Genomic DNA, 16,645 nt, shown 5'->3' on the forward strand with positions numbered 1-16,645 from the left:
GCGCACCAGTGCCTGCGCGCTGCTGCGGCGCTGCAACGGCGCTGTTGCAGCGCAGCTGAGCTGCGGGGATGCATAATGAAAAAAAGCCATGGGTTTCCCCATGGCTTTTGGTTCAGCTGTGCAGTCAGCTGACGGGCTGACTGCGGTCAGACTGAATTACTTAATTAAGGTGCTGTATTCGTAGTTGAAGCTTGCTACATCAGCAGAAGACACTGGCTTTAAGGTTACAGTGTACTTGTACTGTCTGTCAGCAGGGTTCTGGTACTTCTCAAATGGCATGGCGCCCCATGAGTTGTCACCACCCAGACCCATCTGACGCTCGGTTAAGCGTAAGGTGATGTCGCCTTCTTTCATGTAGAAGCTGTGGTTGTAGTTGGACAGCTGCTCTGGGGTGTACAGCAGAGCGTTGAACTCGATTGGATCGCCGCCCTCAGCCTTGGCCATCAGACCAACGCCATCGTCGTTGGTTAAGGCAACCCAGCGAACATCGGTGTGGTTACCGGTTTCCTGTGGCTTGATGAAGTCGGTGTAGAAGTCCTTGACGTCCTTGCTGTAAACGCCTACCGGGTAACCCCACTGACGGTCGATGTAGTTCTCATCTGGACCACGGCCAAACCAGGTGACGTTGGCAAACTCACGTGGCATGGTCAGCATGTTGCTGATCTCAGGAATGATTGGCAGACCGGCTGTTGGGTTTAAGGTGGTCTCAATCCTGATGTCACCGGAACCGTAGACGGTAAATACCTGCTCATAACCGGAGTTGTCTGCTACAGGCAGAGTGCTGGAAACCTTGAAGGTAACCTGCTGGTCGGAATCCTTGACAGTCTCAACCTTGACAACCTTCTTGCTCAGACCGGCATAACGCCACTTGGAGGTCAGGAACTGGTAGTAGTAACCGAGGTCAGAGTCAGTACCGGCACGGTAGAAGTTAGGCATAATGCCTGGGGTCTTGATGGAGCCGTGATCGTTAGGAATAATCAGATCCTTGCCCATGTACTTGATACCGGTTACGGTACCGGCAGCGCGGTCGAAGGTAACAACCAGATCACCAGTGGAATTTGTTACGGTAGTTAAGATGCCGTCTTCAGCAACCTTGAGGGCTGGCATGGAGGCAACTTCAACAACTGGCTGGGCAACCTCAGCGTCACTGGCAAAGTCAAGGGCGAACTGCTCGTGAGCAATCTCGTGACCGGCTGGGGCATATGGCTCATCCTGCTTGAGAGCGAAGGATACGTTGAGGAAGTAATCGGCACCGGCCTTAACCTGTGGCCTGGTGAAGCCGATCTTGATGCTCTTGCTGGTCAGCGGAGCAACATCGAGATCCTCTGGGCTTAACTTGCCGGACTCGATAACAACACCGTTCTCGGTCAGGTTCCAGGAAGCTTCAAACTCGTTGAGGTTGGTAAAGAGCTTGCGGTTTTCCAGAACAAACTTGCCATTGCTGGCGTTGTCAGCTGTCATGGCGATCTCTTCATAACCCTTCTTAACCTCAACCAGCTCTGGCTGAACAGTGAAGTCAGCGGAGATCAGGCCATTGGCGCAGAAGTTCTTGTTATTTGGATTGCCGGAGCGGATGTCATCCCAGTCACCGCCGTATGACAGGTAAGTAGGCTTGTCATACTTCTTGTTGGTGGTGCCTTCAAAGTCGAGCCATAACAGGGAGCTTGAATCAACCTTGCGGTCGGTTCTGGCCAGCTCAGCCTGATCAAGAGCGCGGTTGTAGATACGTACGCTGTCGATTAAGCCCTTGAAGGTTGGGAGGGTTTCAGCCTTGGTAGCGTCGAATAATGGAACACCACCGATACCTACAGGGTTAGGACCAACTGCAATGCCCTTTGGATTGATGGCAGTGGCAACAACCTTGCCATCCAGATAGAGCTTCATGACCTGACCGTCGTAAACACCGGCTACGTGGTGCCACTTGTTGTTCCAGTCAGCTGGAGTTGGGATGGAAGCTGAGAACTTCTCGATTACGCCATCAGCATTGGCTTCGCCGCCGTAGATGTAGAACTCGATGTTGTCAGAAACAACCTTCTTGCCCTCGGAGTCGTAGTTTACATTGCGGTGCAGACCGTAAGACTCGTTACGGGAAGCCATCATGTCGCCCTTCATGATGATTGGGGCATCAAGAGCTGGCTGGTCCTTGGCTGGCTTTACAGTAGCCTCGAGGGTAAATGGCTGGTTGCCGCTTAATACCAGGCTTGGGTCATTGTAGACGGAAGCAAAACCGTCCATGGCTCTGCCGTTCTTGCCGGCTACCAGCTTACCGGTCAGGCGAACTTCCAGGTTGGAGGCCTTCTCGGAGAGCATCTTGTCAACAGGAGTTGGGATCTCTAAAGACTGATCACGCCAGTCCCAGATAAAGCCGCCCTGTAAGATTGGGTGCTGGTTGTAGAAGTCCCAGTAGTCCTTGAAGTTACCGATGCCGTTACCCATGCCGTGTGCGTACTCACACTGCAGCTCAGGCTTGTCACCGTTCCTGGCCCACCAGCCCAGCGGGTTGGCGTTCATGTCTGGATTATCAAGGTCGTTTACACGACGGTACATACGGGACCAGACATCAACCTCAGGGATGTCACGGTGAGCCTCGTAGTGAACCAGACGGGTAGGATCCATCTGATGGCAGGTGTCAGCCAGGATCTTCCATACGTCGCCGCCATAGCTCTCGTTACCCAGGGACCACATGATGATGGATGGGTGGTTCTTGGCGCGCTCGATGGTGGAGACCATGCGGTCTAAAGAAGGCTCAATCCAGTCTGGATCGGAAGCTGGCAGTACGGAGTCGATGGAATCGGACTCAACGTTGGCCTCGTCCATCATGTACAGACCGTACTCATCGCACAGCTCGTACCAGCGTGGCTCGTTTGGATAGTGGGAGTTACGTACGGAGTTGAGATTGTACTGCTTCATCAGCATGATGTCGCGAATCATGGACTCTTCGCTGATGTAACGGCCGTTCTGTGGGCTGATCTCGTGACGGTTTACACCACGGAAGACGATTGGCTTGCCATTAACAGCAACCTGGGCCTTGTTGGTACCACGGTTGAAAATTTCAACCTTGCGGAAACCGACATTGGAGGAAGTGGTTTCAACAATGTTGCCCTGTGGATCACGTAAGGTGATTAAGGCGCGGTAGAGGTTTGGCTTTTCAGCAGACCACTTTAATGGATCGCTTACCTGCCTGGAGAAAGTAACCTCAGCAAGACCGGCGGTAGCGTCGTAGGTAGCACCGGTGCCGTGCATGGTGGCAGTAGTGGCGGTCTTTGCAAAGTCGACAGGAGTCTTCTCGGTGAATACAGCCTTGCCATCCTTGTCAAGCAGGGTGGTCTCTACAGTGTAGCCCTGTGGACCCTGTGGCAGCATGGTGCGGATCTTGGCAGTGAAGTTAAAGGTAGCGTCCTTGTACTCCTTGTCCAGATCGGTGGTGTAAGCAAAATCAAAGAGGCTGGCGTTCTTGTCCTTGGCGATCAGAGCAACGTCACGGAAGATACCGCTAAGACGGATATAGTCGTGGTTTTCGAGGTAGGAGGCATCAGACCAGCGATATACCTGAACAGCAATGGTGTTCTTCTTGCCAGGAGCATTTAAGTACTTGGTGATGTCAAACTCGGAGGCGGTGAAGCTGTCCTCGCTGTAGCCTACCTTGTGGCCGTTTACCCACAGGTAGAAAGCGGACTCGACGCCCTGGAAGTTAACCAGAATCTGCTTGCCATCCCAGTTTGCTGGAGTGGTGAAGTCTCTGCGGTAGGAGGCAACAGGGTTGTATACGGTAGGGGATACGCCTACGCCAGGCTCTTCAGTGCCCAGCCAGGAAAGACGGGTATCGGTGTAGTATGGACGGTCAAAGCCCTGAGTCTGCCAGGAGCCTGGAACCTGAATGTTGGCCCATTTGCTTACGGAGTAGCCTGGCTTGAAGAACTCGGTATTGCGCTCGTGAGGGTTCCTGGCAAGGGAGAACTTCCAGGTGCCGTTTAACAGCATGTAGTTCTCGGAGCGGCTGCGGTCACGGGCCAGGGCGTCCTCCTCACTGGTAAATGAGTAGAAAGAGCTGTGGGCCTTTTCGCGGTTTACTGCATAGACAGTTGGCTGATCAAACCACTCTTCACCCTTGAAGACGTCGGCCTTTGGATCACGGGCCTTTGGCAGATCGGTAGAAACACGTAAGGAGCCGTCGTGGACTTTCACTACGGTATCAGGGCCGGCATTCCATTTGGCATTCTGACCATTAGACTCACAGCCGGCTACAGCAAGTGCTGAGCATATGGCAATAGTAAGGAGGCTAGGCTTTAAATTCTTCATGAATTCTCTTCCCCAGAGTCGTAGCAGCAGCTACGAAAATTAAACACACAACAGCGTACTTTTCAGTCAGCGTTCCCGGACAGTCACATTCGTCATATCTGTGGAAACGTTTACACGGATAAAGCTGAAAAGACGAAACAAACCTTAATTCACTGGTTTAAACTCCAGTGTCTGTCAGGTACCTTATGTTTCGTATGCGCACAGCTTCGTGCCTGTGCGGGCTGATTGAACCAGTGCACGACCACGTGCAGCGCAAATAAACTTAACTAAAAGCGGTACATCAAAAAAAGCCCAAATATGACATTCGTGAGATACAAGTCACATAATACTTGGAACTTATCTCCTGAAACCGGACTTATGTCACAGGTGAAAATGTGTTGTCATACAAGCAAACTGATATATGAATATCGATAACATGTTACCGGGGGACACCCTTGTTTGCGCCGGAAAATGTATAAATAAAAAAAGCCGTTTTCCATTCAGAAAACGGCTTTTTCAGCTGTTTTAGCAGCCAGAGGCATTCAGAGTGACTCTGCAAAAATGAGTTTGCGCTTCCGCCTGCATTGAATGCCATAAATCTGCAGCGACGCCAGGCTCCTGCCATACATCAAGCTTAAGCCTGCATGCCAACATGCAGGCGTCTCAGGGAGCGATCTGGCATGCTCATGTGTTCACTGACAGTCAGGGCGCTGCCAGGGCGGCCCAATGTGCACTGCCTGGTGCCTGGGCAGCAACCAGGCTGGCCTTGAAGCTTGCTGGTGCGGCTAGTCGTCGCGGGCGTTCTTTTCTTTTACGTAGCCCTTGGACATGGCGCGGCGCATTACGGCCTGCAGGGATGCAAAGCGGTTGGTCAGAACTTCAGACGGACCAAAGAGCGGACGCTGGCCTTTGAGGAATTTATAGTCGTAATCGTCAACAGCGCGTATTATCAGTTTGTACAGACCTACTACGGCCAGGATGTTAGGAATAACCATCAGACCATTGAACATGTCTGCAAGCTCCCATACCAGGTTTACCTCAAGGAAGGCACCCATAAGCAGGAAGCACAGCACCATTACCGAGAAGAGATTGAGGTTGCGGTAGCCAAAGAGGAACTTGAAGTTCTGGGCAGCAAAGAAGTACCAGCCGATAATGGTAGTAAAGGCTGCAAAGAACAGACAGACGGCTACGAAGCCGGCACCGGCCTCACCCATGCCCCTGATAAAGGCGGTCTGGGTCAGAACGATACCAGTGGTCTTGCCATCAAGAGAGCCGGTTACCAGAATTACCAGAGCGGTAGCGTTGAGCACGATGAAGGTGTCGATGGTAAGGCCGATAATGGCGGCCATGCCCTGCTCGGCAGGGTGTCTGACACGGGCAACAGCATGGGCGTGAGGAGTAGAACCCATACCGGCCTCATTTGAGAACAGACCACGGGCTACACCATAGCGTATAGCTTCCTTGATACCGGCACCGATAACACCGCCGGTAGCAGCCTCAGGATTGAAAGCACCAACTATAATGGACTTGAAAGCAGGAAGAATCATGTCGAAGTTGATGGCCATGATGTAAAGGGCGCCCAGTACATATACACCTGCCATGAAAGGCACAATCTTCTCGGCAAAACTGGCAATGCGCTTGATGCCTCCAATGAAGATAAAGCCGGCAAGGCAGATAAGGATCATGCCTGAGAACCAGTTAGGCACGTTAAAGGCTGAGGAGAAGGCTGTGGTGATTGAGTTGGCCTGCACCATGTTGCCGATAAAACCAAGGGCAATGATGATGAGAGCCGAGAACAGAATGGCCAGAGACTTGAGGCCCAGACCCTTGTAGATATAGTAGGATGGACCGCCGGTGATATTGCCCTCGCCATCACGGGTACGGTATACCTGAGCCAGAACGGCCTCGGCAAAGATAGTACCCATACCGAAGAAAGCAGCTACCCACATCCAGAAAATGGCTCCTGGTCCACCCATAACCATGGCAGTGGCTACACCGGCCAGGTTGCCTGTACCCACCTGAGCGGCAATGGCAGTAGCCAGAGACTGGAATGAGGTCATACCGTGCTGACCGGCCTTTTCACCGCTGAAGGAGAAGTTGCCGAACACGTGTTTGAAAGCACGGGTAAAATGACGGATCTGAACAAAGCGCAGCTTGAAAGTAAAGAAGATACCTGTGCCCACCAGAATAGGGATAAGGCACCAAGGTCCCCAGAGAATGAAGTTAATTTCACGCACAATATGCGTGAGCTGATCCATAGTAGACATGAGAATTTTCCAGAGTACAGGAAGGAAAACCGGTCTGCAGTACTCAATCCGCTCTTGCCTGTGCCGGCAGCGCCTTATGCAGGCAGGCGTCAGCCTGATGTCGGGGCACGGTTTGAGAGCAGCAGTTTCGGCTGATATGTTGAACAGGGGACAGGAAGCGCAATCCACCAGAACAGAGCCGAAGATCAGAATTACTGGTAATACGAAACTGCAGTTGATAAAAAAAGCGCATTAGCATGCGTCGGGCTATTCTAGCATATCAGCCCTGTTACTGCCCTTATATAGTGCAATATTGGCCGTCTTTACCACGCCAGCCCGGCTCTTGCACCGAAATAAGCAGCCAGCACTGTCATGACCCACCTGCCACCGTATTGCTGGCTGGGAAGATGCGGGCAACGTGCTCCACCGGAGCATGTCATCTGACGCTGAGCTCTCAATGAGCTTAACGCACAGCGCGTCCAATGGTTATGACCATGGCTACGACCAGGGTATGCATGGAGGCCAGGGCATGCATGGAGAGCAGGAGCCTGCATGTTTGTCCAGGCAGAACATGCATGTAGAGCTGGAGCATGCATGTATGGTCCGGGCAGAACATGCATGGACGGCTGGAGCCTGCATGTATGGTCCGGACATGACATGAATGGAGGGCAGTGATCCTGGGAATGGAGAAACAAAAAGGGCTGATGCCAAAGCATCAGCCCTTTTTGTAACAGGAAATCTGCAGGCTTTATTTTTCCATGCTGACCTTGCTGCCAGTTGTGCTCAGATCAGATGGCTGGCTGCCATCAGCCTGAGCCAGTGCAGCAGGGCTGCTGTCGGCAGCAGCTGCAGCTGATGCGGACGGGGCTGTGTCTGACGGTGTTGAGGCTGCTGATGCTGCGGCATCAGAAGCGGAAGCTGAGCTGTCCATGTTGGCAGCAGTGCTTGTGCCATTGCCATTTTTTTCAGGGCAGCCGCATGGGGCAGGATGTGGGTGACTGTCATCAGTAAAGGTCTTGAGGCGGCTGTGGAAGCGCTTTTTGAGGTAGACAATCAGAATGATGACAAAGAGCAGACCCAGAGCAAGGTAGATCATCTTCTGCACATCCTTGACGTACTCCATGAGCAGGTCAAGATTGTCGGCAAAGAAGTAGCCAAGATAGACCCATACCGGTACGGAAATGAGGGCCGCAAAGCCGTCCATAAGTATAAAGGTCAGATAGGAAATGCGGCGGCTCATGCCGGCCACGAGGAAGATAGGTGAGCGCAGACCCGGCAGGAAGCGGGCGACAAACAGCAGTGACAGACCGTACTGCTTGAACTTGCGCTGAATATGGGAAAAGCGGCGTGGAGAAAGGATGCGGCGGAACATGCGGATACGCTGAATGCGATAACCGAAGACACGTCCGGCAATGAACATTATGCTGTCGCCGATAAGAACGCCGGCCAGACCAACCAGACACATGGTATGAGGGTTGGCAAAATCAAGGCCGGAAATAACACCACCTGAAACCAGGGTGATGTCTTCAGGGACCGGTAGACCAAAGCCGCACAGGATTAAGATTCCAAATACAGCCAGATAGCCATAGTCAGTAAAGAAGGCGATTAAAAAGTCTAACACTTCAGATCCCTTTAAATGAGAGCCCGGGCCGGTAAAGGCCTGGTCAGCAAGGTCAACTTCGGCAGAATTACTTCATGTCAAATCTGGCATGTGCCATGACATTCTGTCAGTGCTCAGGGAGCAAACCCATACACATGTTAAGAGTACTCTGTCCGTCACATGCGGCATCTGCACAGGCAGGATGCTAAAACCGACAAAACAAGAACTGATCAGCAATTATACTCTAATGTAATGCTAACTCTAATAAGTTCTTGTCGACTACAGACGCAGATACACATATTAAGTTCCAAATTCGTTGTCATTGCTGCCTGCCTGCAACAGTGTCAATGGTACTGAAAATACAGCAGGAACGACTCACCTGTCCAGACAGACAGGACTGACTATAAGCATGATAAAGGAAGCTGAACAGGCGTGCATACACTTTCAGAATCGACAGGAATATTATCAGATTTTTGATGGTTTTCTAGAAAAAATCGGTCCTTTTGAGGCATTTTCAGCTGTTTTTTACAACTTTTTTATGTTTTTTCGCCCATTTTGCTCAAAGGAACCATATGCTCAAATCAGCCCATAACAACTGAGCTTTTTCCCCGGAAAATCCTCTCAAAACACCAGGAAAATACTGAGTTTCACCCATCTCCTGGCCCCTTGCCCAGTACCACAGCCCTGCAGGCAGTAACCAGTCAGCCCAGCCATACAGCCTTACATCAGGACAGCAAGATATCAGGTCAGCCAGACAGCCAGATATCAGGCCAGCCAGACAGCCAGCAATAAGCCGTCCAGAGGCAGGACATCTACCAGCCCGCAACCAGCCGTTTGACGGCCATCAGGCGCTCAAGTGGCCCGGGCTCTGTGCTACTCAACTCATTTCATAGCATCACCGTGCCTGCTTTTATTGCCTTGCTCTGTCGTGAGCTGAGCTCCTTAATGCGCCTGGGGACGGGCAGGGTCTGAGAGGCAATATGTCCAGTCAGCAAGCTGTGACAGCTCGCCGCCACAATCTGCCAGGCATGACCGGTCCAGGCAACTGCATGGCTTTCAAACTGTTTTACTGCATCGCTACTGGAACGGCCTGGCAGAATTAATACATACGCAAGGCAGATGAAGCTGTGCACTGTCCTGCAGTACTCCTTCAGGCCCGGTAACCTGGCTCCTGAGCAGTGATGGGGGTGACTGGCAGTGATTTGTGGATACGGACAGTTGTGGGCAGTGAATAGCGGTGACGGGTAATGATGGGGATACGGGCAGTTGTGGGAAGTGACGCGCTGCGGATCGATGGGACAATGTACGCCTGCAATGACTGTCAGGGGCAGCGCGCAAGGAAAGAGCAGGCAGACTGTTAAAGGCAGTGATCTTTGAGCGTACTGTGCAGTTGAGGTTGCAGCTCCATGAGGGGGTGCAGTATTGCTGTCTTGCTGGCGCCGCTGTGTGATTAAGTGGCAAGTTGATGTTGCTCTCTGTTACGGCTCAGATGGGCCGGCTTTGCCGGCTGGAGTGGCGGTGCACGCGGGCGTGGTGGTTTTGGAGGCCTCTTTTTGACTCCGTGGAGCTGTGGCATATGGGGAGGACTGTTCAGGCAGAATGGCAACAGGTATGGCAGCTCAGGGGAATATTGACTGTTGCAAAAGCGTGGAGTCATTTTTTGGTGGCAGTTTCTGTATTTATGTCAGCTTTGGGGCTCAGGGGAGGTGATATTGTGTGACTGCCGTTAAATCAGGGGGATGACCGGGGGCTTTGCAGGCTGTTTCGGCTTTATAAAGACCGATTTTTGCCTTATACTTTGGAAGCTTTTGCCTTGAATTTTTCAGGTATGAAACAGTTCGATTTTGCGGACTGCCATGAGGCTGTGAACTCATGGGTGGTTGGAGATTAGGAGAAAGTTTTTATGGCAGCTTCAAAGGGAACACCAGGCGCACAGGGTGAGCGTAATCCCTTACGCATGGTGCTCTTTATTTTGAGTATTGGCCTGTGCCTTTTTGGCTTTTATTCCATTCTGGATTTTCAGAGTTCTGTTCAGGCTCAGCTCAGTGGTGAGCTTATTCTGGGCCAGGTGGATTCTGCCAGCTACAATCATAAGGACTCTCCTGTCTTAGGCTTCCTCTTTGAATACTTCGGTATTCTTACCTACCTCTTTGCCCTGATGATTGTCTATCTGGGCTACTTCCTCGTACTTAAGCCTGTTGATATCTGGCATGCCGATTTTTACAAGGCTTGTCTGCGACTGCTGGGCTTTAACTTCCTGCTTATAGGCCTTGCCGGCGTACTGTCACGAACAGCTGATCTGGGCACCACCGGTGCCGGTGGTCTGCTGGGCGATATGCTCAACATGTTCTTTGACCTGGCTCTGCCAGGCTTGCTCAGTGTCTTTATCTTCGCCATTACAGCTTTCTGCGGTTTATCCATGTTAATGGGCCGCAATCCATTTTTCCTCTTTGACGGCCTTGGTGAAGTCTTCTTCAAGGTACTTCCAGCCCGTTCACGCAAGAGCCAGTCTGAATCCGTGTCAGAGTCTGAACTTCAGGAGCGTCTTGCTGCCGGTGCTCAGGATGATGGTATTGATGCCCGTGCGCTGGCAGCAGGCGGCGCCGGGGCAGCTCTGGCAGCAAGCGCCCTGGGCTCTGAGGCTCAGGCAGCTGGAAATGAGCTGCAGCCTGGCATGAGTGATCTGGTTATTCCTCTTGATGATCCTGCCGACCTTAATGACGACGGCACTCAGGCAAATGGTCTGGGCAGCTCCGACGCCCTTGCCTTTGGCCAGCCTGTACCTCTTGATGACGGTATCCCTTCACTGCCAGATCTCAATGGCGAGCGCGGTGACACTCTGTCTCTTCAGCAAGGCCAGCAGCTGCAGGATCTCGACTCAGCTTCTGTAGCCGGTAATGGTGCTGCAGCTACTGGTGCAGCAGATGTAGCCGCCGCAGCTGGTGCAGCCGATGCAGACGCCGCTCAGGCCCATTCATTAAGGCTGCCTGATGATCTGCTGGGCGACATGGGGGGCGCTGGTGACATGCCTGAATCTCAGAGCATGGGTGGTCATCAGTACAGTCCTGATATGCCTGACCATGTCAACAACATGGATGATGCCTTCCTGCAGGCTGCTGTTGAGGCCGCCCGTGATCAGGAACTTGAGGGGCAGGATGACGGATCAGCCATGTCTGGCGATTTCTTTGGCAATGTAATCACTGGCGAACATGGTCGCATGTCTCCTGATCTGAAGCCTGATTACAATATCCAGGAGCCAGGTTCACTCAATAATCAGCTTGACAGCTCAATTCAGGATGCCGCTGCTCTGGAGCATGAGGCTCTTAACAGCTCAGATCCTGATGTGGCCAGCGACTTCTTCAGCGGCCCAATTGTCAGCGATGCCGAACAGAGAATGGCTGGAGGCGTAGACGCCCTCGAGGGTGAACATGTTCCTGGTGATGTCTCTCCAATGCCTGACCTTGGAGATAGCGCTCCGGTTAACGATTTCTTTGCAGCCACCATGAACGATGCCATGCGTGAGAGCATGGCCCATGATTCAGCTGCAGCCCCGGCTGATTCCGGCGAGGCAGTCGAAATGGGCAATGCCCCAGGTAGCATGCGCGACAGCATGGGCGGTATGCGCGATGGCATTAATGACGCCATGGGAGCTGATTACGATTCAGATCAGTTCGGGCGTGCTGCTGACAATATCAGCCAGGCTGATGATTCTTACAGGGATTTTGCCCCTGAGGCCGGTGCTCCAGACACTCTGGGAGCTGATCAGGGCGGAATTCAGGGTATTGCTGCTGATGATTCATTTGCCTCATGGCAAGATGAAGCTCAGAGAGCTGCCGACAGTGCTCAGCCTGATGTTCAGCCTTCTCAGGATCAGAATCTGCGTTCAGCTGCGCCAGCTGCTGAGGTCGACCGCGCTGCAGATGACCTTCTGCCAGTTGCAGGTGAGTTCTATGATGAAGCTGCAAATGCAGCTGCTGATGCCTCTGAGGGCATGACCTCTGACTCATCTGTAGCTGCAGCCCGCAGTGCTATTTCCGCTGCCGCCGCAGCTGCAGCTGGTCGTGCTGCAGCTGCTGGATTTACCGGCGCTGCCGGTGCTGCAGCCGCTCATGCAGCTGGCAGTGCCGCTTCCGGTCCTGTAATGGCTCTGAGTGCTGCAGCTGATCACTTCAGGGATCGTGCTGCTGCAGATAAGGATGCTGCTGAGCGGGATGAAGCAGCCCGTCGTGAGCGCGAGGAGGCCAAACGCCTGGAGCGCGAGCGCCAGGAGCGTGACGATGCTGCCCGCCGTGAACGCGAAGAGGCTGAGCGCAAGGAGCGTGAGGAAACTGAACGTCGTGAACGTGAAGAGGCTGAGCGCAAGGAGCGTGAGGAAGCTGAACGCCGTGAGCGCGAAGAGGCTGAGCGCAAGGAGCGTGAGGAAGCTGAGCGCAAGGAGCGTGAGGAAGCTGAACGTCGTGAGCGCGAAGAGGCTGAGCGCAAGGAGCGTGAGGAAGCTGAACGCCGTGAGCGCGAAGAGGCTGAGCGCCTGGAGCGTGAAGCAGCTGAAGCAGCGGCCGCTGAGGCTGCAGCTGCAGAGGCCGCCGCTCAGGCTGCTGCCGAGGCTGAGGCGGCCCGTGCTGCTCAGGAAAGTGGCAAGCCTGAGGGGGCTGATGAGAACAGCCCTTATGGTTACGGCACTTATGCTGCTACCCATAAGCTGCGTCGCGAGCGTGAAGATCATGCTGCTGTTGCTGCACCTGAGACAACAGAATCTCAGGGCAATAAAGAAGAGGCAGCTGAGGAAAATCCGGGTGCTGTACACACTATCGTTCAGCGTACCGATCCTGAGGTTTTTGCTGCTCAGCAGGAAGCCCGACGCAAGGAGCGTGAGGAGGCTGAACGCCGTGAGCGCGAAGAGGCCGAGCGCAAGGAGCGCGAGGAAGCTGAGCGCAAGGAACGTGAAGAGGCCGAACGCAAGGAACGCGAAGAAGCAGAGCGCCGCGATCGTGAAGAGGCAGAGCGTAAGGAGCGAGAGGAAGCTGAGCGTAAGCAGACTGAGCTCGAAAATGAGCAGGCTGCTGCAGCTGCACAGGACTCTCAGTCCGATAATGCAGGTCAGGATGCTGATGATACAGATCAGCTGACTGATGGTGCCAGTGACGAAGAGGAAGAGGCGCCTATCTACGCCGGTACTTATGCCGCCAAGCTGGCCCGTGAGCGTGCGGCTCAGGAAGCCCGCAGTGGTCGCAAGAACAGACGCAAGAGCGAAGAGCTTGAAGAAAGTGCTCAGGATGCTCAAGAGCACAAAGAAGAGCAGGGCCCAAGCACTATTATTCGTGATACCCGCCGTGAGTTTGAAGAGGCTCAGGCTGCCCGTGCCGCTCAGGCTAAAGCTGCACAGTCGGGTCAGGGTGCTGACGCAGCTGCTTCGGCAGCCGCAGCTGGTGCTGATGGCGCTCAGGAATCTGGCAGTGTTGAAGTAAACATGTTTGGTTCTGATGATGCAGACAGCCCTTATGAGCCACGTCATGCCTATGATTTTGGCAGCGGCCAGAAGGCAGGTCAGCTCGATGAAAGCCTCAGTGGCACTTCATCATCTGGTGACAGCGATGACGATGATGAGGGCTATTTTGCCGGTGCCGCCATGCATGATCACAGTGAAGACAGCTCTGATGACGCAGACGATGATGACAACGAGAACATCATTGCCTTTGACAGCATTGGCAAGGAAGACAGCGGCTATGAAGTAGGCGCGCTTACCTCTGCCTTCATTCCTGTACCTGATGACAACCATGCTCCTGTCAGACAGACTCCGGTACGCTCCGGCTCTGCATCTGTTCAGGAAAAGTCACAGCGCACTGAAAAGGCTGCCATTGAAGCTGCCCATGTAGCACAGGAAGAAAAGAAACAGACTGCTGACAGCGCAGGTAACACCTACGCAACCGCTGCAGATACTGATCATGATGATCTGGCATCCTGGGCCGGTGCCGTAGCCTCAGCTCTCAATGAGGGTTCCGCCGGTATGGAAAACCAGAGCACTGGTGCAGCACAGTTAAATAATGCCGGTGGCCAGAATATGGAGCCTGCAGGACAGTTCGTACCTGTACCGGAGGGACAGACCCTTGCCGGTGCTCAGGCCGGCTTCGGTAACAATGGCCAGCCTGTGCAGTACATGCAGATGCCCAACGGACAGGTAGTACCTGTAATGCCAGGTGCAGTTAACCAGCCGGTAAACAGCATGCCCGGTATGGGGCAGTACGTTCAGCTTCCCAACGGACAGGTAATGCCGTTCGTGCCTGGTAATATGAACCAGGGCATGATTTACCAGGGGCAGCTAAACGGCATGATGAATCCAGCCATGGCAAATGGCATGCACCCACAGCAGGCAATGCAGGGACAGGCAGGCTTTGCAGGTCAGCAAGGCCTGGCAGCTCAGTCAGGTTTTCCCGGCCAGACAGCCGTACATGGCATGATGGGTCAGCAGGGCCAGCAACAGCTGCCACTGCCAGGTCAGCTGCCACTGCCAGGTCAGCAGCAGCTGCAAAATCAGCCGGCTGCTGCAGGTCAGCCTGCCTCTGCAGGCCAGCAGGGGCTGGCAGGACAGGCTGGCATGCCTGAGGCCGGTAACAACTTTATGGGAGCTTACAACTCCAGCACTTCAAATCTGCCATCTTACATGGCCGGAGTGGCTCAGGGGCAAAGCCCGGTGAGCGAGCCACGTGGCAGCCGTGCTCTGTGCACAGTGCCACGCCGCAAGTACGACAGCTGGAGACCATCTCTTGATCTGCTGGCCCGCTCAAACAGCCATGTCAGCGAGGATCTTGAGGAGCTCAATAAGAGAGCCGAACTTATCAATGAGGTCCTGCAGTCATTTGGTGTCAAGGCAACAGTAGCTGATTACCTTACCGGACCTGTGATCACCCGCTTTGATCTGGACCTGGCTCCGGGCGTTAAGACCTCGGCTATTTCCTCTATTGAAACCGAGCTGTGCCGCAATCTGATGGTGCCTAACATTCGTGTGGTACCGATTATTGACGGCTCGTCCTATGTCGGTCTTGAGGTGCCTAATACCGTACGCCGCTTTATTACCCTGGCTGATATGGCAGAAAGCCGTGAGTTCCAGGAGACCACCAGCTCACTGCCTATGTGTCTTGGTGCCTCGGTAACAGGCAGCCCTGTAGTAAAGGATCTGGCTGAGGCTCCACATCTGCTGGTTGCCGGTACTACAGGTTCTGGCAAGTCAGCCGGTCTGAACACCATGCTGATTTCCATGCTGCTCAAGTGTTCACCGGCTGAGCTGCGTCTTATTCTCGTGGACCCTAAGCAGCTTGAGTTCTCTATCTACAAGGATCTGCCTCATCTGATTACTCCGGTAATCACCGATGTTGCTGAAAAGACTCCGGTAGCCCTCAACTGGTGTGTTGATGAGATGGAGCGCCGCTTCAAGCTCATGTCCATGCTGGGTGTAAGAAAGCTCTCCGAGTTCAACGAAATGGTAAGACGTGAGGCTCAGGCCGGACGCTCTATTGCCGATCCGCTGTGGACTGTTGATCAGGGACCTCATCCTCAGGCTCTTGAGCCTCTGCCATGCATTGTGGTGGTGGTTGAGGAATTTGCTGACCTCATGGCCCAAAGCGGTCGCAAGAAGGACAAGGAGGGTACTCCTGAGGGCCTGATTGCCCGTCTTAGTGCCAAGTCCCGTGCCGCAGGTATCCATCTGGTACTGGTTACCCAGACTCCACGTTCAGAGGTGGTCACCGGTACCATCAAGGCCAACTTCCCATCTCGTGTGGCCTTTACTGTGCAGAACCGTCTTGATTCCACCATTGTGCTGGATGAAAAGGGCGCAGAGACTTTGCTTGGCAATGGCGACATGCTTTACAAGTTCACCGGCTCAAGCACAGCTACCCGTGCTCACGGCGCATTTACCTCCAATGATGATGTAAGGGCTGTGGTTGAGGCATGGCGTGAGCATGCCGGTGCTCCTGAGTACCTTGAGGACGTTATTTACGTTCCTGAAGAGGAGCATGACGAGCCAGGTGAGGCCCGTGCCCGCGAGCGCGAACTGGACGTAAAGTTCGATGCTGCCGCTGCCCTGGCCCGTGAGTACCTGGAGCTGCGTGGCAAACCGCCAACCGTTTCAGATCTTCAGACTGAGCTTGGTGTAGGCTTCCCAAGAGCCAAGAAGATTCACATGCAGCTCATGCGTGAAGGCGTCTTCAACTGACAGATCAGGCCCGGCTCCTGTTTACCGGTCCTGCCACTGCTTACTGGTTCATTAACTGCTCCGGTTACAGGTTTACAGATCCAGTTACCGGACCATTAACTGCTCCTGGAACGGGCTCGGTAACGGGCTCAGTAACTGGGTCGGTAACGGGCTCAGTAACGTGGTCGGTAGCAGGCATGGAGCCTGCAGATAAAAGAGCGGGGGCGCAGAGAAATCTGCGCCCCCGTCTTTTTTCACGTGATTCCGGCTCTATCTGTGAGTCTGAGTTGAGCCAGAACTGGCGTGTTTTCCTGCAGTCAAAATGTCTTTGGC

General features: G+C 53.6%; 4 protein-coding genes. 1 reads left to right on the plus strand and 3 read right to left on the minus strand.

All coding sequences use genetic code 11. From position 1 onward, the window contains the following. Positions 1–156: 156 nt before the first annotated feature. From MXE41_RS05120 to MXE41_RS05130, 3 genes are all read right to left on the minus strand, one after another. A complete protein-coding gene (locus MXE41_RS05120; protein ID WP_247099590.1) occupies positions 157–4,299 on the minus strand; it encodes a glycoside hydrolase family 2 TIM barrel-domain containing protein in 4,143 nt (1,380 codons plus the stop codon). Positions 4,300–5,063: 764 nt separating this feature from the next. After that, the gene (locus MXE41_RS05125) at positions 5,064–6,545 is read right to left on the minus strand and encodes a sodium:alanine symporter family protein (protein ID WP_246978823.1); all 1,482 of its coding nucleotides are present in this window, start codon (positions 6,543–6,545) and stop codon (positions 5,064–5,066) included. 727 nt (positions 6,546–7,272) lie between these two features. Beyond that, the gene (locus tag MXE41_RS05130) at positions 7,273–8,145 is read right to left on the minus strand and encodes a DedA family protein (protein WP_247099591.1); all 873 of its coding nucleotides are present in this window, start codon (positions 8,143–8,145) and stop codon (positions 7,273–7,275) included. Positions 8,146–10,027: 1,882 nt separating this feature from the next. On the opposite strand from MXE41_RS05130, the gene MXE41_RS05135 reads away from it, so the two are divergent. Further along, complete coding sequence (locus MXE41_RS05135) at positions 10,028–16,333, plus strand: DNA translocase FtsK (RefSeq protein ID WP_247099592.1); 6,306 nt, start codon at positions 10,028–10,030, stop codon at positions 16,331–16,333. Positions 16,334–16,645 lie beyond the last annotated feature (312 nt).

This window comes from Anaerobiospirillum sp. NML120449 (assembly GCF_023051105.1).
In the GTDB taxonomy this organism is placed as follows: domain Bacteria; phylum Pseudomonadota; class Gammaproteobacteria; order Enterobacterales; family Succinivibrionaceae; genus Anaerobiospirillum.

Excerpts from the sequence above, each read along its gene's own strand:
- MXE41_RS05120 (WP_247099590.1), bottom strand. The coding sequence starts at position 4,299 with ATGAAGAATTTAAAGCCTAGCCTCCTTACTATTGCCATATGCTCAGCA.
- MXE41_RS05125 (WP_246978823.1), bottom strand. The coding sequence starts at position 6,545 with ATGTCTACTATGGATCAGCTCACGCATATTGTGCGTGAAATTAACTTC.
- MXE41_RS05135 (WP_247099592.1), top strand. The coding sequence starts at position 10,028 with ATGGCAGCTTCAAAGGGAACACCAGGCGCACAGGGTGAGCGTAATCCC.